Origin of the sequence: Rhodoferax sp. BLA1 (assembly GCF_013416775.1) — a bacterium.
Taxonomy (GTDB): domain Bacteria; phylum Pseudomonadota; class Gammaproteobacteria; order Burkholderiales; family Burkholderiaceae_C; genus Rhodoferax.
The window spans coordinates 221,848-243,124 of the sequence record NZ_SZVI01000009.1; the positions used below are offsets into that span (position 1 = coordinate 221,848).

General features: G+C 61.2%; 14 protein-coding genes. 6 read left to right on the forward strand and 8 right to left on the reverse strand.

Translation table 11 applies throughout. The annotated features are described in order from the left end of the window. Nucleotides 1–97 precede the first annotated feature (97 nt). The 4 genes from FDG13_RS09575 to FDG13_RS09590 form a co-directional block, all read right to left on the reverse strand. Nucleotides 98–1,561 carry a diguanylate cyclase domain-containing protein gene (locus FDG13_RS09575; RefSeq protein ID WP_370528199.1) on the reverse strand — a complete coding sequence of 488 codons (1,464 nt, stop codon included), beginning with the start codon at nt 1,559–1,561 and terminating at the stop codon, nt 98–100. Nucleotides 1,562–1,708: 147 nt separating this feature from the next. After that, nucleotides 1,709–2,647: a hypothetical protein gene (locus tag FDG13_RS09580; protein ID WP_180127074.1), complete on the reverse strand. Its 939-nt coding sequence runs from the start codon at nt 2,645–2,647 to the stop codon at nt 1,709–1,711. Then, entirely contained in the window at nt 2,644–3,621 is a 978-nt protein-coding gene (locus FDG13_RS09585) for a response regulator (RefSeq protein ID WP_180127076.1), read from the reverse strand. Before FDG13_RS09585 ends, FDG13_RS09580 begins: the two co-directional genes overlap by 4 nt. 5 nt (nt 3,622–3,626) lie before the next feature. Continuing rightward, nucleotides 3,627–4,121, reverse strand: a complete 495-nt coding sequence (locus FDG13_RS09590; protein WP_180127078.1) for a hypothetical protein — start codon at nt 4,119–4,121, stop codon at nt 3,627–3,629. A 305-nt stretch (nt 4,122–4,426) separates the two neighbouring features. Between FDG13_RS09590 and FDG13_RS09595 the strand changes: the two genes are divergently transcribed. From FDG13_RS09595 to FDG13_RS09620, 6 genes are all read left to right on the forward strand, one after another. Further along, the gene (locus FDG13_RS09595; protein WP_180127080.1) at nt 4,427–6,139 is read left to right on the forward strand and encodes a sensor histidine kinase; all 1,713 of its coding nucleotides are present in this window, start codon (nt 4,427–4,429) and stop codon (nt 6,137–6,139) included. Next, complete coding sequence (gene btsR / locus FDG13_RS09600) at nt 6,133–6,849, forward strand: two-component system response regulator BtsR (RefSeq protein ID WP_180127082.1); 717 nt, start codon at nt 6,133–6,135, stop codon at nt 6,847–6,849. Before FDG13_RS09595 ends, btsR begins: the two co-directional genes overlap by 7 nt. Before the next feature lie 193 nt (nt 6,850–7,042). Further along, nucleotides 7,043–8,854, forward strand: a complete 1,812-nt coding sequence (locus tag FDG13_RS09605) for a carbon starvation protein A (protein ID WP_180127084.1) — start codon at nt 7,043–7,045, stop codon at nt 8,852–8,854. A 367-nt stretch (nt 8,855–9,221) separates the two neighbouring features. After that, nucleotides 9,222–10,628 carry an efflux transporter outer membrane subunit gene (locus FDG13_RS09610; protein ID WP_180127086.1) on the forward strand — a complete coding sequence of 469 codons (1,407 nt, stop codon included), beginning with the start codon at nt 9,222–9,224 and terminating at the stop codon, nt 10,626–10,628. Then, complete coding sequence (locus tag FDG13_RS09615; RefSeq protein ID WP_370528200.1) at nt 10,625–11,758, forward strand: efflux RND transporter periplasmic adaptor subunit; 1,134 nt, start codon at nt 10,625–10,627, stop codon at nt 11,756–11,758. The genes FDG13_RS09610 and FDG13_RS09615 overlap by 4 nt, the downstream gene beginning before the upstream one ends. Beyond that, nucleotides 11,755–14,826 carry an efflux RND transporter permease subunit gene (locus FDG13_RS09620; protein WP_180127088.1) on the forward strand — a complete coding sequence of 1,024 codons (3,072 nt, stop codon included), beginning with the start codon at nt 11,755–11,757 and terminating at the stop codon, nt 14,824–14,826. Before FDG13_RS09615 ends, FDG13_RS09620 begins: the two co-directional genes overlap by 4 nt. 206 nt (nt 14,827–15,032) lie before the next feature. Here the strand turns inward: FDG13_RS09620 and FDG13_RS09625 are convergent, their stop codons facing one another. The 4 genes from FDG13_RS09625 to FDG13_RS09640 all read right to left on the reverse strand — a co-directional run bounded on the left by FDG13_RS09625 (nt 15,033) and on the right by FDG13_RS09640 (nt 21,264). Further along, complete coding sequence (locus tag FDG13_RS09625) at nt 15,033–17,387, reverse strand: serine protease (protein WP_180127090.1); 2,355 nt, start codon at nt 17,385–17,387, stop codon at nt 15,033–15,035. Further along, nucleotides 17,384–19,198 carry a serine protease gene (locus FDG13_RS09630; protein WP_180127092.1) on the reverse strand — a complete coding sequence of 605 codons (1,815 nt, stop codon included), beginning with the start codon at nt 19,196–19,198 and terminating at the stop codon, nt 17,384–17,386. Before FDG13_RS09630 ends, FDG13_RS09625 begins: the two co-directional genes overlap by 4 nt. Before the next feature lie 375 nt (nt 19,199–19,573). Next, complete coding sequence (locus FDG13_RS09635) at nt 19,574–20,797, reverse strand: MFS transporter (protein ID WP_218942682.1); 1,224 nt, start codon at nt 20,795–20,797, stop codon at nt 19,574–19,576. After that, nucleotides 20,794–21,264, reverse strand: a complete 471-nt coding sequence (locus FDG13_RS09640; protein ID WP_180127095.1) for a plastocyanin/azurin family copper-binding protein — start codon at nt 21,262–21,264, stop codon at nt 20,794–20,796. The genes FDG13_RS09635 and FDG13_RS09640 overlap by 4 nt, the downstream gene beginning before the upstream one ends. Nucleotides 21,265–21,277 lie beyond the last annotated feature (13 nt).

A 21,277-nucleotide genomic window follows, 5' to 3' on the forward strand; every position in this document is an offset into this window, starting at 1 on the left:
AATAAGCAGCATTGAGAGGCGCTGGATGACGCTGCGTGTTTTGTCACTGTTGCTTCGTGCAGCGTCCGTTTAGCAGCCTCGTGACCGGGCGCCAAGCCTAGGACTGCAGGCGCCGCTCGATCTGGCTCTCGTGGTAGTAGCGGTTTTTGGCTTCGTACATGGCGCGGTCGGCCCGGTGCAGTGTGGCCTCCAGCTGATCACCCGCATGGCAGGTCGCAGTACCAATGGCCATACTCAGCTTGCGACCAGAGTAGAACTGGTTGTTGAGCTCCAGAATGGAGTGAATGCGCTCAATCACCGCCTGGGCGCCGCGCTCATCTGCCCCGGGCAGCAACATTGCAAACTCATCACCGCCGGTGCGGGCAACGCAGGCATTGGGGCTGTTGACCTTGCCCAAGACCTCACCGGCTCGGCGCAGCAAGGCGTCGCCCGCAACGTGGCCAACTTCGTCGTTGACCCGCTTCAGGCCATTGAGGTCGATCACCAGCACACTCAGCGGCCACGGGCCCTTGCGTGACAGGCGGTTCAACTCATCCATGTAAAAAGCCCGGTTGCGCAGCTGGGTCAGAGAGTCGTGTTTGCCCAGGTACTCCAGATAGGCCTCGGCCTTTTTTCGGGCGGTGATGTCCACCAGCGACACCAGCACCAGGTCCCAGTTAGCCAGATGGTCGGGCAGCACCGCAAATTGCATGTGGATGTTGATCAGATCCCCACTGAGCCGGTAGTTGACCACCTCGCGCATCAAGGTGGTTTTGCCCTGCCACAGCTCGATCAGCTGCTCGGCAAACGAGTCCTGCATCTCACCCTGGAAAACATCGCTCAGGCGGGCCAGCAACTCAGCCTTGTTCTGAGCACCAAACATGCTCAGCGTCTGGTTGTTCACGTCGATGACACGAATCTCTTGCATACAACGCGAGACAAATTCGGGGTGCACATTGATGAAGGTGCGAAAGTCCTCAATACCGCGCTGGCGCAACTCGTCAAGCAGCAGTTTGACCGCGCTGAAATCCTCGACCCACAGCGACACCGGGGAATAGTCGAACAGGTCGCGTGCGTGCTGCTCGCTGGTTTTGAGCAAGCGGGCGCGCTCCAGCTCTTGCGTGATGTCTTCCAAAGACACCATGACACGGGCCCAGCTATCCTCATGGCCCTGGAGCACGCGGGCATGGACCTTCACATCCAGCCGCCGTCCGTCCAGGCTGTAGTTCACCGTTTGCACCGAAAAGCCTAAAGCGCCTTCCCACATGGGCAGAAGCTGCTCCATCAGCTTGCTCAGCATGTCACCGCGGAACACCTTGTCCAGATTCGCCAGCAGCTCGTCCTGACTGCGTGCACCAAAAATCTCCAGGCTGCGCTGGTTCACCTGCAACACCAACAAACAGGCTGCACACTCGGACAGGCTGCCCGGATGCGCCTGGACATGTGCCTGCAGATCGGTCACACCCTGGCTTCGCCAGTTGTCAAACAGTTGTTTGAGTGCGCTGAAATCTTCCAACCACAAGGAAACGGGGGCCAAATCAAACAGTTGCGCGTAATCGGCCGGGAATGAAACATGGGACACAGCAAAACCTCCTGGCGGGTATTGTGCAGGGTCCCATCGGCCAACACCTTCAGGTGCGGCGTGCTGGTGAATAAACCCGGCTACCCTGAAACACCGCAGCAAGAACCGTGCGCAACGCAAGCGCCAGGTCGCTAACCAGCCGCCCGCTCAGGCCGCAGGAGGCGCCGTGTCCTGGCCAGTCTGGGGGCCAGCGGCAGGCTGTGCGGAGTCGAGCTGTAAAAAGCGGTCTTCGATAAAGGCTTTTTCGGTCTTTTGCCGCTGGAACTCCAGCTCCATCTGCTCGATTTTGGTCAGAAGCGACTTTTCACGGCCAGCCAGTACATCGATCTGGTCCTGCTGGTCCTGGATCAGCGCCGCCTGGTCCATCGGCGCCAAGTCGGCCCCCTCGGCCGCTGAACCTGGCAAGCGGCGGGTGGCAAAGTTCTGGGCGTTGACCTGGGCGCGAATTTCGTCAAGCTGAAGAGCGTTCTCTTCAGCCAGTTTTTCCGCCGCACGTGTGCGCTCACGCGCTTTTTGCAGTTCGGCTTCCAGGTCCGCGGTCTGCTGCATCAGGCTGTCCACCACCGATTGTTTGACGCCCTGCACTTCGCTGATCTCAGTGCGCAGTTGCTCGTTGCTGGTGGACGCCTCCTTGAGGTGGAACTGGATCTCTTCGACCTGCTCCTGCAGCATGTGATTTTTGGACAACGCGGTATTGAGTTCGGACTGCAACTTGGCACGGATGTCTTCTACGTGTGTCTTCTCTTCTGCCGCAGAGGCAGCCGCCCCGGCCGCAGCGGTTGCACTGCCCTGCGCCAGGTTGTCAATCAAATTTTGCAGCTTGAACGACAGTGCACTGATGGCGCGACCACTCACGTTGTCTCGTGTCTGATGCGCCTCGCTCACGCGCTCAAGCTCGGTCACCGTGCGGTTGGCGGCGATCTTGAGGTGTTTGCTGGCCTCCACGGTCAGGCTGGCGGCCTTGAGCAGGTCTACCCGGCTTTGCGCGGTGGTGTTGAGAATGCGGTAGAGCAGATAACCCGCTCCGGCCATGAAGAGCAGGTTGGAAAAGAACAAAAAGCCGTAGGCGATGTTCAGCCAATTCATGATGCCATCACAAAAAATGCCATCCGTCCCTCACCATATCCAGGAATGGCCAGCCGGAAATCGGAGCGTTGCCCCGGCTGAGCCAGCACCGAGGCCAGCTTGGCAAAGGTGTTTTTGACCACACTGGCCTTGGCCATGGTGACTTCGGTGACCGGGGACGCGGCCGATTCGCTCAGGCCCACAGCCGCTGCACGCAGAAACTCATTGGCTTTGTCCATCATCACGGCACTGGGCTGGCCGCTGGCCATCAAGGCCCGCACATCGTTGGGCAACAAACGCGCAGCACCGCCGCCCACCATACACACGGCATTGGTATCCATGACCCCAATGGCATACACCCCTTTTACCTCATTGGCGGCGTAAAGGCCCAACAAATTCTGGGGGGTCAGTGTCTCCAGTATCATTTTTTCGTGGGGAATCAGGCGAAACGGGATGTTGCCCAAGCGGTCCAGCAACAGCAACTGCATGGCCGCATGGCTGATCGGCTCCTCCCCCCGGCGCTGGGCCAATACAGGGGTTGTATCCGGGGAGTTTGCAGCCGCGCCGTCCAGCACGGCGGGGGCTTCACCCACCAGATCCTTCACCGCATTGGCCACCACCGCCACCAGTTCGGCATCGTCAAAAGGTTTGTGCAGGATAAACAGCGCACCATTGCTGATGGCTTCCTCCAGCAAGGCTGGGGTGCGCTCGGTGGTAACGAACCCCACCCGCACATCCTGGTGCCCCAGCTGGCGCAGCGCCTGCACCATCTCCAGGCCGGACACCTTGGGCATGTGCCAGTCGGTGATCACCAGGTCCGGCTTGAACGACGCGATCAGGTCCAGCGCCTGCTCACCGTCCAGGGCGGTCTCCACTTCAATAGGCGAGTAACCACAGCGTTGGATGGCGCGCCGCACAATGGCCTGAATGGCACGGCTGTCATCGACCACCAGAAAGCGTAGAGGCGAAGGCAATTGAATAGGAGCTGTGGACATGGTCGTCAGTGAGGTTGGCTGAAAATATGGTACTCGACAACATAGAGCTGCGCGTTGTCGGTGTTGCTGACATACACCGACGCCACGCTGCTGCACGCGGCAATCTGCGCATAGTCGGTTGGGCTGGCCAAAAATGGCAACCCCATATGGATGTCAGAGCTGTCGCTGATGTGCAACGCCACACAGTCTGAAAACAGGTTGCAGATTTCGGCACACGCATCGTGCAAGTCGGCATCCTGCAGGCAAGCGGTGTCAACACCAAACATGTGGGCCGCCACGCCAAGGGCATCCGGGCGCTCAATCAGTACACCAATGCCGCCGGTGCGATGGTCTTGCGACAGCTTGAGCGGCATGAAATAACTGAACTCGGTAAACCCCAGCGCCGCCTCTTGGGTCTCACACAGGGCAAAACTGCGCTCTTGGCCAGACAAAAATTCCCACGCCTTGGTCAAGCCAGCACACACTTGCTCGACGTTGTTGCAGGGGTATAGGCGGGGCATTGGGCCAGTATCCGGCAATCTGGCGAGGTCCGTCAAATCCAGGCGCACTGGTCACCCTGCGCGTACGGTCTGGTCTGGTGCACCGTCTACCCCAGCACCGACTACGGCACTTCCATAATAAAAAGGCTTCATAACCCTTACTAAATAAGGACTACTTGCTACTCAATCGGTAGCATTCTTAGGTAATCAACTCACTGGGGTACGAGCAGCGCGTCGTTCTCCATGCTGAAAACCGCTGCGTGGTGGGGCACGCCAAACGGATACCATACCTGCCCCTGTGCGGCTGCATTTCCTATCCGTAACCCATGCTTGAGCTTCAGAATATCAATCACCTGGCGCTGATCGGCAGTCTGCTGCAGCAGATGTGCGTCTATCTGGTGATCGCTTACCTGCTCTCCAAGACGCCGCTGTTTGCGCCTTTGATGCAGGTCACCGTGCGTCTGCCCGACAAGCTGGTGTGTTATCTGGTTTTTTCGGCCTTCTGCATCATGGGCACCTACCTGGGCTTCCAGATCGAGGGGGCGATTGCCAACACACGCGCCATTGGCGCGGTGCTCGGCGGCATCCTGGGCGGGCCGCTGGTGGGTTTCGCCGTTGGCCTGACTGGTGGCCTACACCGCTACTCACTGGGCGGTTATACCGATGCTGCTTGCGCGGTGTCGACCACCGTCGAGGGCCTGATCGGTGGTTACCTGCACCTGATTCTGCTCAAGCGCCACCGCGCCGACCGCCTGCTGAGCCCGATGATTGCGCTGGGCGCCACGCTGGTTGCCGAAATCTCGCAGATGGCCATCATTCTGCTGATGGCCCGGCCCTTCGACCAGGCGGCACGCCTGGTGGCACACATCGCACTGCCGATGATTGTGACCAACTCGGTGGGTGCCGCGCTCTTCATGCGCCTGATTCTGGACCGCCGAGAAACGCGGGAAAAATATTCCATCGCCTTTTCGGCCAAGGCGCTGCGCATCGCCGAACGCTCGGTGGGTGTGTTGATGCAGGGCTTCAACGAGCAAAACTGCACCCGCATGGCCAGCATCATCCGCGAGGAAACCGGCGTTGGCGCGGTGGCGATCACCGATTGCGAGAAACTGCTCGGTTTTGTTGGCATTGGCGCTGACCACCATCTGCCGGGCACACCGATCTCTTCACCACACACCTTCTACGCCATCGCGCACAACGAAGTGGTGTATGCCGACGGCGCCACCCTCACCTACCACTGCTCGCTGTCCAAGGATTGCAAACTCGGCTCGTCACTGGTCATCCCGCTGCGGGGTGAAGGCAACCGCGTGTTTGGCACGATCAAGCTCTACGAACCTAAGAGCAAGTTCTTCTCGTCGCTCAATCGCACACTCGGCGAAGGCATCGCGCGTCTGCTCTCCAACCAGGTGCTGGCGGGAACGATTGAGGAGCAGAAACGCCTGTTGGCGCAATCGGAAGTCAAGCTGCTGCAGGCACAGATCAATCCGCACTTTCTGTTCAACGCGCTCAACACGCTGGCTGCGGTCATCCGCCGCGACCCCGTGGCGGCGCGGAAAATCGTCCAGTACCTGTCGACTTTTTTCCGCAAAAGCCTCAAGCGTGTCGGCGACGAATCCACGCTCAAGGACGAGATCGAGCACGTCGACGCCTATTTACAGATTGAGCTAGCGCGCCTTGCCGGACGACTCGACGTCGAGTTTTTGGTGGCCGAGGACTTGCTGCATCTGCGCCTGCCGACTTTTTCCCTGCAACCCATCGTCGAAAACGCCATCAAGTACGGCATTTCGCAGATGCTCGATCCAGGCAAGATCACCATCAGCGCGCAGCGCAGTGAGGAAGAGTTAACCATCGTCATCGAAGACAGTGCCGGCCTCTACAAACCGCTGCCCAACGGTGACGGTCTGGGCATGAACCTGGTGGACCGGCGCATCAAGATCCGCTACGGCGCCGCCTACGGCATCGAGGTGCGTTGTGAGGCCGAGCGCTGGACGCGGGTGAGCATCCGCGTGCCGGTCGAGCAGGAGCTTGTCACATGCTGAGCGCACTGATCATCGACGACGAAGCGCCCGCGCGCGAAGAACTCAAGGCCTTGCTCGCCGACGCAAGCGACGTGGAGGTGATTGGTGAATGCAGCAACGCCATCGAAGGGCTGTCGGCGATTCACCGCTTGCGCCCCGACGTGGTGTTTCTCGACATCCAGATGCCGCGTGTCTCCGGCTTGGAGATGGTTGGCATGATCGAGCCCTCGGCGCTGCCACACATCGTTTTTGTGACCGCCTACGACGAACATGCCCTGCAGGCCTTTGAAGAACACGCCGCAGACTATCTTTTGAAACCGGTCGACGCGCAGCGCCTGGCCAAGACGCTGGACTGGCTGCGCGCTGGCAAACACCCCTCAGCGACGGCTTTTCCCGGCACCAACAGCCCCTTGCGGCAAATTCCGTGCACCCTGCGCAACCGCATCCTGCTGATTGCGCTTGAAGACATCGAGTACATCAACACCACGGTCTGCGGCGTTCAGGTCATCGCTTTGAACAAACAGGGTGTGACCGAACTGACGCTCAAGATATTGCAGGAGCGCACCGCCTTGATCCGCTGCCATCGGCAATACCTCATCAATCTGGACCACATTGCCGAGATCGAACTGCTGGACAACGGTGCGGCGGAGATCATCACCCATAGCGGCAAACGCGTGCCGGCGAGCCGCCGCTATCTGCGTGACATCAAGGACAAGCTGCTCATCGGCTGACTCCGGCAGGCACCGCTTGATGCCGTTGGCGACCTCTGGATCGCTACCCGGACCTCTCGCCAGATAGTCCCTCCAGGCCGGGCCCAAACCCACTACATTGCGCCCAGCCCCCGTGCAGGAGCGGTCACTATCCGCACGTTTCTGCACGTGCAAGAAGCTATCTGGGGCGGCATACCAACAAACGGAGAAACTGATGAATTCATTGACGCTGATTTTTGTGGCGGCACTGGTCTTCGCCATTGCCTACCGCTTCTACGGCATTTTCCTGGCCCAAAAGGTCATGAATCTGCGCGCGGAGCGGGAAACGCCGGCGGTGACCATGGAAGACGGTCACGACTATGTCAAGACCAACAAATATGTGCTGTTCGGGCACCACTTTGCGGCCATCGCCGCTGCCGGGCCGCTGCTCGGGCCGGTGCTGGCTGCGCAGTTCGGCTACATGCCGGGTGCGCTCTGGATTCTGATCGGCTGTGTGCTGGCCGGTGGCGTGCACGACATGGTCGTGTTGTTCGCTTCGGTCCGCCACAAAGGCCGCAGCCTGTCGGTGATCGCTGAAACCGAGATCGGCAAAGCCGCCGGCAAAGTGGCGTCGGTGGCCATCCTGTTCATCCTGATCCTGACACTGGCCGGGCTCTCGATTGCTGTGGTCAACGCCATGTTCAACAGCCCGTGGGGCACCTTCACGGTCTTCGCCACGCTGCCGATTGCGATGATCATGGGCGTGTACATGCACTACATCCGCCCCGGTGACATCAAGGGCATGAGCATCATCGGTGTGGTTCTGCTGCTGATCTCCTTGTGGGTTGGCCCCTACGTTGCAGCCGATCCGGCGCTGGCCAAGATGTTCACCTTCACCAAAAAAGAGCTGTCGGTGATCATTCCGGCTTACGGCTTCATCGCGTCGGTGCTGCCGGTCTGGTTCCTGCTGGTACCGCGTGACTACCTGTCCACCTACCTCAAGATCGGCACCATCGCCGCGTTGGCACTGGGCATTGTGTTTGTCCATCCCGAGCTGCAGATGCCTGCCTTTACCCCATTCATCTTCGGTGGTGGCCCGGTCATTCCAGGTGCAGCCTTCCCCTTCCTGTTCATCACCATCGCCTGCGGCGCACTGTCTGGCTTTCACGCCATCATTGGTTCGGGCACCACACCCAAGATGATCGCCAACGAGAAGGACATTCTCTTTGTCGGTTACGGTGCCATGCTGACCGAAGGTTTCGTCGCCATCATGGCGTTGATCGCCGCCTGCGTTCTGGTGCCGGCTGACTACTTCGCGATCAACGCAGCACCCGCAGCGTTTGCCAAACTGGGTATCGCCACGGTCAACCTGCCCGAACTCGCAGCCCAGGTGGGTGAAGAGGTGCAAGGACGCCCGGGCGGCGCCGTTTCTCTGGCGGTTGGCATGGCCTACATTTTCTCGGCGGTGCCGTTCATGAAAGGCATGATGGCCTACTGGTACCACTTCGCCATCATGTTCGAAGCGGTCTTCATCCTGACCGCTGTGGATGCCGGTACCCGCGTTGGCCGTTATCTGCTGCAAGAAATGATGGGCAAGGTCTATGCACCGTTTTCCGACAACTCCTGGACGCCGGGCATCATTGTGACCAGCGCTCTGTTTACAGGCTCATGGGGCTACCTGGTCTACACCGGCGATATTTCGACGATCTGGCCGCTGTTCGGCATGGCCAACCAGCTGCTCGCCGCCACTGCGCTGATCATTGGGACAACCATGCTGATCCGTCTGGGCAAGGCCAAATATGCCTGGGTGACCGCCGTTCCGGGGCTGCTGGTGTTCCCGATCGTGATGTGGGCCGGTTACCTCAACATCACTGGCAACTACATGCCCAAACAGCTGTACCTGCTGACCACCATGTCGGGCATCCTGATGGTCTTGATCTCCATCGTTTTTGTCGCCGCTTTCGCGCGCTGGTATGAACTGCTGCAGATCGACAAACAGGTGACCGACAAGTTCGGCGACCAAGTCCTCGCCCTCGTCAGCGACTAGACCAACTAGACGTCTAGACTCGCAGAAACTGCGAGTCTGACCAGGCCAGCGCCCCCGGGGTCGCTGGCTTTTTTTTTGGTGCGGCAAGGCCATCTGCTGGCGCCACCCGCCTCCTGATGCAATAGTCGCCTTGGCACGTCGACGCCACCCTCTTGGGTTCAGTGCGCGCCAGCGACAGTCCTGGCACCTGTGGCCAGGTTGCCGATGGCGGCCTTCAATACGCTATACAAAAAGTAGCTGATAGCGCATATGCAACATGGGCTAATCACCTATTTACTAAGCAACACACCAGATACAAACGCTTGACAATAGCAGCTTACTATGGGACCTTGTTCAGCACTCCGCCGCCCAGCCACACCACCCATCCATGCTGTTACCACCCATCTCCCCGGCCCGCTCGGTCTTGCCGCTGCTGCTCTGCGCCCTGTTGTCGGCCTGTGCTGCAGTTGGCCCAAACTATGACCCGCCCGCCGCAGAACAACTCACCGTCCCCAGCCAATGGCAGGCGGCCTTACCGCATGGCGGTGATACCAAGCAGCTGTTGAGCTGGTGGACGCGACTGCAAGATGCAAGCTTGAATCGCCTGTTGCAGGCCGCCGAAGCCAGCAGCCCATCACTGCAAAAAGCCGCTGCCAATATCACCTCGGCCCGCGCCAGCGTCACCACCGCGCGTGCATCCGGCCAACCGACTTTGAGCGGCTCGGCCTCAGCCAGCCGCAACAACACCTTAGGCTCTGCCCAGACCACCACCAGCGGCGGGCTCGATGCCAGCTGGGAGATTGATCTCTTCGGCAGCGTACGCCGCTCCGCCGAGTCCGCCGACGCGCTGCTGCAAGCCCGCCAAGCCGACTGGCATGACGCACGCGTTTCGTTGGCTGCCGAAGTGGCCACCAACTACGTCACCTACCGCGCCTGCCAGTTGACGCTGCAAACCGTGCAATCCAGTGCACTCTCCAACCAGGCCACGGCGCGCATCACCCAGCGCTCTTGGCAAGCTGGCATGACGGCACGCGCCGATGCCGATTTGGCTGACGCCAGTGCCGCCAGCGCGTCCGCCAGCGCCATTGCCCAACAGGCCGAGTGCGACGTCACCATCAAATCCCTGGTCGCCCTGACCGGGCTGGCAGAACCTGCGTTGCGTCAGCTGCTGGATGTGCAGCCGCCCAAACTACCCCCTCCCGATAGCCTGGCAGTGCAAACACTGCCGGTGGATCTGCTCAGCCAGCGGCCGGATCTGGTCTCGGCTGAGCGTGCCCTGGCCGCCGCCAGCGCCAAGATAGGTGTGGCCGAGGCTGACCGTTATCCGCGCCTGTCACTGACGGGTTCGTTGTCAGGCAGTCGCACCAATGGGGTGGACACCACGCCCTGGTCTTTTGGCCCCAGCCTGTCCCTGCCGCTGCTCAATGGTGGTGCCAAACGCGCTGCCGTAGATTCCGCCCAGGCAGCTTATGACCTGGCGCTGGCCACCTACCAGCAGTCTGTGCGCACGGCTGTGCAAGAGGTTGAACAAAACCTGGTGCAGCAGACGAGCGCCGAGCGCCGCACAGCCGATGTACGCCGCAGCGCCGAAGGCTACCGCGCTTATGCCAGCGCGGTGGAAGCCAACTGGCGCGCTGGTGGCGACAGCCTGCTGAACCTGGAGGTCGCCCGGCGCAATGCCATTGCGGCCGAACAAAACCTGATTACCGTGCAGCGCGACCAGTTGCTGTACGGCATTGCCTTGTACAAAGCCGTTGGCGGTGGTTGGTCGGTATCCCTTGGAGACGTGAAGTGAAATTAGCAAAAATCAGTCTGATCGCCGCCGCTGCGTTGTTGGTCGTTGTTGGTGGTGTATGGGTGCTCACATCCGGTGCCACACCTGCTGCCACGGTGGCACCCAGCGCCAATGCCGGGTTGACCGTCAGCGCCGTCACACCCCAGCAGGTCACCTGGGGCCGCAGCCTGCAGCTGTCTGGCGGGTTGTTTGCCTGGCAAACCGCCAGCATCGCCAGCGAAGAAGCCGGTCTGCGCATCGCTGAGGTGCTGGTGGACGTCGGCAGCGTGGTCAAACGCGGCCAGTTGTTGGCACGCTTGAACGACGACACGGTGCAGGCCGACCTGCGCTCCCAGCAGGCGGCCGTGGCCCAGGCCCGCGCCAAGCTGACCCAGGCCAAGGCCGAGGCCGACCGTAGCCGGGTGGTGAAAGACAGTGGCGCCTTGTCGGAGCAGCAGGTCACCTCCTACCTGGTCGCCGAACAGACTGCCCAGGCCAGCCTGGACGCCGCCCTGGCCACGCTGGACAGCCAGCGCATCAAGCTCGCGCACACCCGCATCCTGGCGGTGGACGACGGCATCATCTCCAGCCGCAGCGCCACGCTGGGCAATGTGGTGGCCTCGGGCACTGAGCTGTTCCAGCTGGTGCGTCAGCGCCGCGTGGAATGGCGCGCCGAGGTGACAGGCCAACAAATCAGCTCCCTGAAGCCTGGCCAGACAGCCAAGATCACCCTGCCCGACGGCAGCCAGGTGGCCGGCCGCCTGCGCTTGGTCAGCCCGACGCTGGACAGCGGCACCCGCAATGGACTGGCTTATGTGGACCTGCCCGTGGGTAGCACCGCCAGAGTTGGCATGTATGTGCGCGGCGAGATCAATACGGGCCAGGCGCCAGCCCTTACCGTGCCCAGCAGCACCGTGGTGCTGCGCGACGGCAACAGCTATGTGTTTGAGAAAGACGGCACCACCAAGGTGGCGCAGCGCCAGGTGCAGACTGGGCGGCGTGTGGGTGACCAGGTGGAGATCACCAGCGGCATCGGCGCGCAGGCGCAATTGGTGCTCAGCGGTGGCGCCTTCCTGAAAGATGGTGACCCAGTGCAGTGGATCACGGCAACCAGCAACACCAGCAGCAAGTCGACCAAGGTGGCTCCATGAATATTTCAAGCTGGTCGATACGCAACCCGGTTCCGGCGATTCTGCTGTTCATCATCCTCACCGGGGCCGGGCTGTTTGGTCTGCACAAGTTAGGCATCCAGAACTTCCCCGATCTTGACGTGCCGACCATCGTGGTCTCGGCATCGTTGGAAGGCGCTGCACCGGCGCAGTTGGAAACCGAGGTGGCGCGCAAGATCGAGGACAAGCTGGCCTCCATCGCTGGGGTAGACCACGTCACCACCACCATCACCGACGGCGCGGCCAGCATCAGCGTCAGCTTTGACATCGACAAAGACAGCGAAGTGGCACTCAACGAAGTGCGCAATGCGGTGGATAGCGCACGTGCCGATCTGCCCACCGAGATGGCCGCACCGGTGGTCTCCAAGCTCACCCGCTCCAGCGGCGCGTTACTGACCTACACCGTAGCAGCCCCGCACCTGAGTGAGTCCGACCTGTCCTGGTTTGTCGACAACGACATCAGCAAAGCCCTGCTGTCGGTCAAAGGGGTGGGCAGCATCACCCGCATTGGCGGGCTGGAACGCGAGATGCATGTGACGCTGGATGCCGCACGCATGGCTGGTCTGGGCGTCACCGCCAGCAGCGTGTCCAGCCAGATCAAAGCGGTGCAGACCGACGCCTCGGGCGGGCGCGGCATCGTGGGCGGCAGCAACCAGTCGGTGCGCACGCTGGGTCGGCTGGACCAGCCCGAGCAGTTAGCGGCGCTGGCGATTCCGGTCACCACGGCGACGACCACCTCGGTCGCCACCAGTGTGCGGCTGGACCAGATTGCCACCGTGAGCGACACCTCTGAAGAGCGCTTTGCCTTTGCCGCGCTGAATGGCAAGCCGGTGGTCGGTTTCCAGGTGCTGCGCCAGATTGGCAGCAGCGAGGTCTCGGTGGCAGCGGCGGTACGCGCGGCGGTCAAGACCTTCAGCGCCAACCACCCGCAGGTGCAGATCACCGAGGTGATTGAAACCGTGACCCCGACTCAGGAAAACTACGACGGCTCGATGCATCTGCTGTACGAAGGTGCGGTGCTGGCGGTGGTGGTGGTGTGGCTGTTCCTGCGCGACTGGCGGGCCACGTTTGTGTCTGCGGTGGCACTGCCGCTGTCCATCATCCCGACCTTCATCGTGATGTACCTGCTGGACTATTCGCTGAACCTGATCACCCTGCTGAGCCTGTCGCTGGTGGTGGGGGTGCTGGTGGACGACGCCATCGTCGAGGTGGAGAACATCGTGCGCCATCTGCGCATGGGCAAGACGCCCAGGCAAGCCGCCATGGAAGCGGCTGACGAAATTGGCCTGGCGGTGGTGGCCACCACCTTCACCCTGGTGGCGGTGTTCCTGCCCACCGCCTTCATGAGCGGCATACCGGGCAAGTTCTTCCGCCAGTTCGGCATCACCTGCTCGGTGGCGGTGCTGGCATCCTTGCTGGTGGCCCGGCTGCTGACACCGATGATGGCCGCCTACATCCTCAAACCCAGCCCCGCGCACGAGGAAAAAGACGGCCCAATCATGCGCCGTTACCTGGCCATGGTGCACTGGTGCCAAACGCACCGCTCCATCACGATGCTGCTGGCAGGCTTGTTCTTCATCGGCTCGGTCAGCCTGGTGCCCTTGTTGTCGACCTCATTCATCGGTGCCTCGGACAACGCCCAGACCACCATCTCGCTGACCCTGCCGCCCGGCAGCACGCTGGACCAGACCCGCGCGGCCGCCGTACAAGCCCAGGAACTCATCAGCGGCATGCCCGAGGTGACGCAAGTTTTCACCGTCATTGGCGACACCACCAGCGATGCCAGCCGCAGCACCGTCAACGAGGCGTCGCTGACCGTCAGCCTGACACCGCGTGGGAGCCGTGCGCGCTCGCAGGCTGACATGGAAAACGCCATCCGCCAGGCGCTGCGTGCCCTGCCGGGTACCCGCGTGGGGGTGATGGGTATGGGCAATGGCCAGTCGCTCGACGTCACCCTGGCCAGCGACGATGCGGTGGCACTGAACCAGGCCACCGCCGCAGTGATCAAAGACCTGCGTACCCTGCAAGGCATCGGCAACATCACCGACAGCTCCAGCCTACAGCGGCCCGAAATCCATGTGCGGCCCGACCCGGCACGTATGGCCGAACAGGGTGTGACCACCGAGGCGCTGGCCAGCGTTGTGCGCGTCGCCACCTACGGCGACTACGCGACGAATCTGGCCAAGTTCAACCTGCCACAACGCCAGATCGCGATCCGTGTGCGTTTTGACGACAGCGTGCGCTCCAACCTGGATGCCATCGGCCAACTGCGGGTGGCCGGTCGCACTTCGGCTGTGCCGCTGGCCGCAGTTGCCGATCTGTCGCTGGGTGGCGGCCCGTCGCAAGTGGCTCGTCTGGACCGCATGCGCAACGTCACGCTCAGCATCGAGTTGGGCAACCTGAGTACCGGCGATGTCAACAAGATGGTGCAGGCCCTGCCCAGCATCAAAAACCTGCCCAGCGGCGTGCAGCAGATTGCCACGGGAGACGCGCAGCGCATGACGGAGCTATTCACCAGCTTTGGCGGTGCGATGCTGATCGGCATTTTGTGCATCTACGGGGTGCTGGTGCTGCTGTTCCACGACTTCATGCAACCGGCCACCATCCTGGCCGCCCTGCCCTTGTCGATTGGCGGGGCCTTGCTGGCGCTGCTGATCACCGGCAGTGGCTTCTCGATGTCGTCGGTGATTGGTTTGTTGATGCTGATGGGCATCGTCACCAAGAACTCGATCCTGCTGGTCGAATACGCGGTGGTGGCCTACCACCAGAAGGGCATGAGCCGTTACGACGCGCTGGTCGATGCCTGCCACAAACGGGCGCAGCCAATTTTGATGACCACCCTGGCAATGGTGGCGGGCATGCTGCCGATTGCGCTGGGTATTGGCACCGACCCCAGTTTCCGTGGGCCGATGGCGATTGTGGTGATCGGCGGGCTGCTGACCTCCACCGCGCTGAGTCTGCTGGCGATCCCGGTGGTGTTCACCTATGTGGATGATCTGCTGCTGTGGATGCGTAAACACTTGAAACGTCGGCATCACCATGCTACGTAAATCGTAGCTGCCAGCCCTTTCATAATGAGGGCTAGAGGCTGATTTCATCACATTCAATGTACCCGCAACAGCGGGCACCGATAAAGCCATCCGCCATCTCCACTGCCATACCCCTGCTCTCACCCAGCGTGGAGTGTGGGTGAATCGTTTAGCCGAAGTCCACCGCGCCCATCCCCCATCTCGGTGGTCGAGACTTCGCAGGCGGATTATTCGGTCCAGACCGTGGCGTTCAAAAAGCCTGCGGCAATAGCTTGGTTGCGCAAAATCTGAGCAAGATTGGGGGCCAGGGCTTGCAATTTTCTGTAGATGGGTGATGCCGCTGCCGTGTTGCCTTCCATCAAGTAGGTCATTGCCACCATCGCTAAGGCAGGGGGCGCGTCGGGCTGTTTTTGCAGCACAACTTCAAGCTGCTCCCGCGATTTGGCGGCCAATCTTGCGCCCATGTAACTTTGTGCCAGGAACATGCGTGCGTCGGTGGCGGCAGGCGCCAGGCTGGTTGCCTTCTCTAGTGCCTGGATGGCGCGGCCCAGGTTGCGGCTGCGCAACTGGGCTTCTCCAAGGTTGATCCAGGCGTTGGCCAAAGTGGGATCCAACCGCACGGCGGATTCCAGGGCGTCCGCAGCTTCGGGCAGTTTGCCCAGTTTGATCAGGGCGTAGCCCTTGCCGCTCCAGGCCTGGGCATTGACGGGGTCAATCTCCAGCACCCGATTTTCAGAGGCCAGGGCACCTACCAGATCACCCTTTTGGCCCAGTAACCGGGCTCTGACCAAGTGCAGGTGGATTAGTTTGGGGTCGAGTGCTTCTGCTTTTTGCAGGGTGGAGGATGCGTCATCCAGTCTGCCCGATCGGAGCAGGCTTTCCGCCCAGGACGACAGATCCGTTGCACTCAACGTCGCCATAGAGGCCAGTTTTTCGTAGGTGGCGTTGGCGCCTCGGAAGTCGTTCAATTCCATTTTCGCCTTGGCGGCGTTCCGCCAACCAACACTGTTCATGGGGTCCAACTCCGTGGCGCGCTGGGCATCTGCCATGGCCAATGCTGGCTTTTTCAGGGCCAAGCGGGTTTCAGCCCGGTTTGCATATACCACGGCGTTGTCTGGCATCAAGCCAATGGCGGTGGTGAGTGCCTCTTCGGCCTCCTCCTTGCGGTTCAAGGTTCGGTGAACCGCAGCCAGTGCATTCCATGCATGGCCAGACTGGGGCGACAAGGCCACGGCTTTGCGTGCAGCATCTTCCGCAGGCCCAGGGTGTCCCACACGCAGCTCACTCAGGGCGACGTTGACCAGCGCGTTACTTTCCTGCTCGGCAGAAACATTCTTCAACCCCGTCAAGCGAGCGTCTGCGTCTATACGGCCTGGTGCTTGGGACTGTGAAGTTTGCCGCCGTTTGGCATCTGCATCGGCGCTGTCAAGGCGCAGTGCGGTGGCCAAAGCGCGGGAGGCTTGTGCGCTGTGCCCCAACTGCTCTTCTATTTGTCCCAACAAGGTCCATGTCGCTTGGCGTTGGGGATTTTTACGGATTGCTTCTTGCGCGTGCGGCAGAGCTTGCGCCGCCTGGCCCTGTTTCCATAGGTAGCTAGCGCGGTCAAACTGGGGTAGGTCGTCCATGGGAAACGCGTTTTCGCCTTGCCGCAACGCCTGCTCGGCCTCGGTCGGTTTTCCCTGGCCGAACAAGACACGGGCAAGGGTGATCCAACCCAGCGGCTGGTGGGGGTCCAGCATCAGTGCCGCGTGCAAGCTATCAATCGCCTTGGCTGCATGGCCCAAATTTTGTTCGGCAATGCCCAGATACACCAAGGGCAGCGCAGCGCCAGGTTGGGCAGCACGCCAGGCTTGTGCATGCGTCTCCATGGCAACCCAGTCGGCAACACTCAGCAAGGTAACCGCCTCGTCGTCCCAGCGCCGTTCCGGCTCAGGAATCACCACGGCGGGTGGGCGAGGTAAGCCGTTGGCCAACAGTTCGACCACACCATCGGCGGCAACCACGTGGTTCAGGTTTTGGCCAGTACCCAAAATGGCGGTGGTAATACCCAGCAGTTGGCCTTGGCGGTCAAATAAGCCACCCCCGCTGGAGCCGGGTGAAACCGGCGCGGTAGCAATCAGCGCTGTTGGGGTGGTCTTGCTCTGCGCCATGGCAACCAAACCGCTGCCCACAGCCAAGCCGAAGCCCAACGGGTTACCGACGGAAAAAGCCGATTCACCGACGACCAGGGATGTGCTGGGCCGCAGCTTCACCGGCGAGGCTTTCAGATTCGCCACACTGAGCAGGCACAGGTCCAGATCGGCGAGTTGGCGAGTCCACACACCCGCGAATTCACCCTGTGCGGTACTTACCCGAATAGCTGCTGCTTCTTGCACCACATGACAGTTGGTGACGACCTGCTCGGGCGCGACCACCACGCCGCTGCCATGGCCGTCGCGCTTGCCTTGGGCATCCAATGTCTGCACGGTGACAACCGAGGGCGCGACCAGCGCAAAGACGCGCTGCGCGTCATCAGGCGCGTCTGCAGCCCAGGGTACGGATGCATAGAGAGCCAGCGTCATCACGAGGGATACGCGCTTCATGGTGTATTTCCCTCATATGGCAGTATGTATGCTCGGTACATGGCGTCCGCCGCGTTGGCGTCGAAGGTGCGTAACTTCTGGTAGGCGTCGCGGGCTTTCCGGTGGTCTCCAGCGATGGTGAGTGTCTCAATGAGCGCACCCCAGACCTTGGGTTGTTGTGGCTCCATCTGCAGCGATTTTTCCAATGCGGGTATCGCCTCACGCGTTTTACCCAGCGTTGCCAGCACGAAACCATGCTGGCGCCAATTCCAAGCCTGGTTCGGTGACTTTTGGGTGAGTGCTGTGGTGATCGCCAAGGCCTCCGCACCACGGCCACCATCTTTGAGGCGCACCGCCAATTGGTAGCGCCAGGCATCAGCAGCAGGGTTGGCCTGGACAGCGGACTCCAAGGCGCGAATAGCCTCAGGCATACGTTTCATGTCGGCCATGGCCGCACCGATGCCTGCCCAGGCCCAGTCCGAGGACTCCAGCTTGCGGTCCAGGCTGTTCTGGTAAGCATGAACGGCCGCTTGCGGGCTACCCAGGCGGGACAGCGTCACGCCCCGCCAATACCAGGCGATGGCGCTGTCTGCGTCTTTCGCAGGTAGTTTCTCCAGCGTGGAGTAGGCAAGGGGTGCCTGACCCGCCGCCAGATAAGCTTGTGCCAGGCTCAGACGAAGACTCAAAACGCCAGGGTACAAACCGCTCAGGCGAGACCAGATACCGATGGCTGTGGCAGCATCACCGTTCTCCTGCGCCAGCTCGGCAAGCCCACCGTAGGCCCCTAGCTGCCACGGGTCCAGCGCAATGGCGCGCTGATAAGACGTTTGGGCATCTCGGGTCAAACCGTTGGTCCGCAGTGCACGGGCCAACAACCAGTGGGCATTGCCACTTTCAGGCTGGCTCGCCACCAGCAGTCTGGCGTGTTCCAACGCTTGTGGGATGCGTCCATTGGACAACAAGGTTTCGCCCAAATCCATCCCGGTGGTCAACTGGCCAGGGTTGGATTGGAACAGTGCCGTTCTGGCGTTGAGTTCGGTGTTTATATCTTTGCGCGCACGGGCTGCTTCTGCGGTGAACCGCAGGGCATCGGGGTTGTCTGGCTGCAGGCGCAGCCAGTCGGCAGCCAGCGTGGTCAGCTCGGGCCATTTCTTTTGTTGCGACAGCGCATTGGCGGTGTCAAAGCGTTCCAACTGTGCTGCTGCCGCTACGGAGCGGCTTTTTATCGCCCCCACCCACGCCGAAACAGCGGCGAAATTGACGTTTTGCCCACTGCGATGCCGGTAGTCCAGGATGCCCAGCAACTGCCCTTGCTCATCCACCAAGGCCCCACCTTCAGAGCCTGGTGAAATAGGTGCCGTGAACTGAAGGTAGTCGCCATTGGCGAAATGCCGAATCCCGGATATCACACCTTCTGAAATACCGACCCCCAAGCCCAACGCGTTGGACACCGCATAGACCCGGCTACCAATGGCTGGGGGCTGGGTTTGCAAAGCGATGGCGCTGCCAGATACATCATCCACCTCCAGTAGGCACAGGTTGCGCTCCCGGTCACGGGCTGTGACTTTGGCGTTGAATACCGCCGCTTGCAAGGTGATGCGCACCGCTTGGTGTGTGTCCAGAACATCGCAAAGAGAGACAAAACTCTGGGCGTCAACCTGGGTAGCGCTGTAAGTGCCGGTGGTTTTTCCCGCGTCGTCCAAGACCTCCAGCGCCGCTACCGAGCGACTGGCCGTGGCAAACACAGCTTGCGGTGATACACCCCAACTCCCTGAGGCGAACAACAGCAGCCAAGCGACTGCACAAACGCGGAGGATTTCTTGAGCACGCATGGTAGACAGGGCTGGTGAAACTGTGTCTAGTGTGTCATGACAAATGCATCAGCGGATGGCAAATCCAGCTACTTGAGGCCAAATTTCCCCACAAAAAGACACCTCAAAAATGGAAAACGTCATCCGCAAAGCGCTGGACGTGACCCTGGCCAGCGCTGAGTCTGCCGACGATCCCGGTGGTGTTCACCTATGTGGATGATCTGCTGCTGTGGCTACGCAAACACCTCAAACGCAGGCACCATGTCGCTACTTAAACCGTAGCTTCTATCCCTTATGCAATAAGGGATAGAAGCTTATTTCTTATAAATGACGATTCAAGCTTGCTTGTCTAGGTGAGCTGAGTAGTTACGTTTTTTGGCCGATGCCGGTGCCACATCACAGGGCGCTGGGCGAGCCCGAGCCTCGTGTCACTCGCCACATACCGACACCACCGAGCAGGCCACAGAACGCCAGTGCCCACCAGATACCGCTTGCAGGTGCCGCATCAGATGCCCCCAGGCCCGCACCCACCGCCGCCTGCCCCACCAGCGCGGCACACCCGCCGACGCTGGACATGAAGCCATAACAGGTGCCCAGGGGGCAGTCCCGAGCATACCGTGGCAAAACGGTGGCAAACAGCGGAAAACACAGGATCGACCCCAGCGACAACAGTACCGCCAGCACCAGCATCGCCGCCAGCGGCCAGGCCACCAGCACCACAGGTGACAGGAAGGCCGTGCCCATGAGTGCCAGCCCGCAGCCCATCGCGGCAGCGTCCCCCAGGCGTGGCACCAGCCAGCGGCTCACAGGCCATTGCAAGGCGATGCCCACCACGGCGCTGAGCGTGAACACCGCACTGAGCGTGCTCTCACCCAGACCGTGCTGTTGGACAAAGGCCGGCACAGCCAGATACAGCTGGTGAAACATCACCTGGTAGGTGGCGCAGCAGCCCACAAAACGCAGCAGGCTGGGCTCTGCCAACTGCGCGAACAAAGACCTGGGCGATGCGTGTGCGGTGCCCGACGCCAACACAGCCGAAGGCCGTGGCGAGCCTTGATCGGGGGGCAGCAGCCTCCATTGCAGCCCCCCAAACCCCATAAACAAGGCTCCGGCCACACAACCGGTCAAGCGAAAGTCCACGTTCAGCAGCGCCAGGCCCACCAGTGGGCCCAGCAGCATCCCGGCTTCGCTGGCCAGGTTGTGCAAGGTAAAGGCGTAGCGCCGCTGTGACAGATCGGGGCACTGGGCGGCCAGGCTGGCCTGGGCACAGGGTGTAAACAGGGCACCCGCAAAACCGGTCAAAAAGGCGGCCAGCAAAAGCAATGGCAATGTTCCGGCCCAGCCCAGCAGGGCAAACCCCACACCGCGCAAAAAACAGCCCCAGACGATGGCCCGGCGGTAGCCCAGACGGTCTCCGAGCCAACCACCAAGCAGAAACAAGCCCTGCTGGCTGAACACACGCAGCCCCATGACCAGCCCGGTGATCCAGCCTGCCAGCCCCAGATCGGCACCCAGGTGCTGCGCCAAATAGGGCATCAGCATGTAAAAACCCAGGTTGAACGCCAGCCCGTTGGCCACCAACACGCGGGCGGCGGGACTGAGCGCGCGCCAGCGGCTCACTTCACGAGTGCCAGCAAGCTGTCGACACGCGCACCATGGCTGTAGATCCGCCCCTGCGTGGACTTCATGACCGCAGTGGCTGCGGTGCGGTTGACCGCCTCATCGACCTGGATGAGCCCAACCATGCCCATCATCAAATGGGGTGGACAGTTGTAGAAATACAGGCCTGGGTGCGCCAGCGTCACCACAAACGGCTGATCTTCCTCACTGAGCCAGGGCTTGGCACCCTCGGGAACAGCCAGGCTGCGCACAAAATGGCCGGTGCTTGTCGGCTCAAAACGCACGGTGTCGCCGGCCTGGGCGTGTACAAAGGCCGGCTCAAACACCATGGAGCCGTCTGTGCCAGCGTTGAGCATACGCACCACGTGCTCTGCGCTCCAGGCAGGCGCGGCAAAAAGGCTGCAAAGTGCCAACAAGCCACCCAGAAGTGAGCGATGCAGGCAGGGAAAGTGAACTGTGTGGGTCATATCGAAATTGAGG

Excerpts from the sequence above, each read along its gene's own strand:
- FDG13_RS09580 (WP_180127074.1), bottom strand. The coding sequence starts at position 2,647 with ATGAATTGGCTGAACATCGCCTACGGCTTTTTGTTCTTTTCCAACCTG.
- FDG13_RS09585 (WP_180127076.1), bottom strand. The coding sequence starts at position 3,621 with ATGTCCACAGCTCCTATTCAATTGCCTTCGCCTCTACGCTTTCTGGTG.
- FDG13_RS09590 (WP_180127078.1), bottom strand. The coding sequence starts at position 4,121 with ATGCCCCGCCTATACCCCTGCAACAACGTCGAGCAAGTGTGTGCTGGC.
- FDG13_RS09595 (WP_180127080.1), top strand. The coding sequence starts at position 4,427 with ATGCTTGAGCTTCAGAATATCAATCACCTGGCGCTGATCGGCAGTCTG.
- btsR (WP_180127082.1), top strand. The coding sequence starts at position 6,133 with ATGCTGAGCGCACTGATCATCGACGACGAAGCGCCCGCGCGCGAAGAA.
- FDG13_RS09605 (WP_180127084.1), top strand. The coding sequence starts at position 7,043 with ATGAATTCATTGACGCTGATTTTTGTGGCGGCACTGGTCTTCGCCATT.
- FDG13_RS09610 (WP_180127086.1), top strand. The coding sequence starts at position 9,222 with ATGCTGTTACCACCCATCTCCCCGGCCCGCTCGGTCTTGCCGCTGCTG.
- FDG13_RS09620 (WP_180127088.1), top strand. The coding sequence starts at position 11,755 with ATGAATATTTCAAGCTGGTCGATACGCAACCCGGTTCCGGCGATTCTG.
- FDG13_RS09625 (WP_180127090.1), bottom strand. The coding sequence starts at position 17,387 with ATGAAGCGCGTATCCCTCGTGATGACGCTGGCTCTCTATGCATCCGTA.
- FDG13_RS09630 (WP_180127092.1), bottom strand. The coding sequence starts at position 19,198 with ATGCGTGCTCAAGAAATCCTCCGCGTTTGTGCAGTCGCTTGGCTGCTG.
- FDG13_RS09640 (WP_180127095.1), bottom strand. The coding sequence starts at position 21,264 with ATGACCCACACAGTTCACTTTCCCTGCCTGCATCGCTCACTTCTGGGT.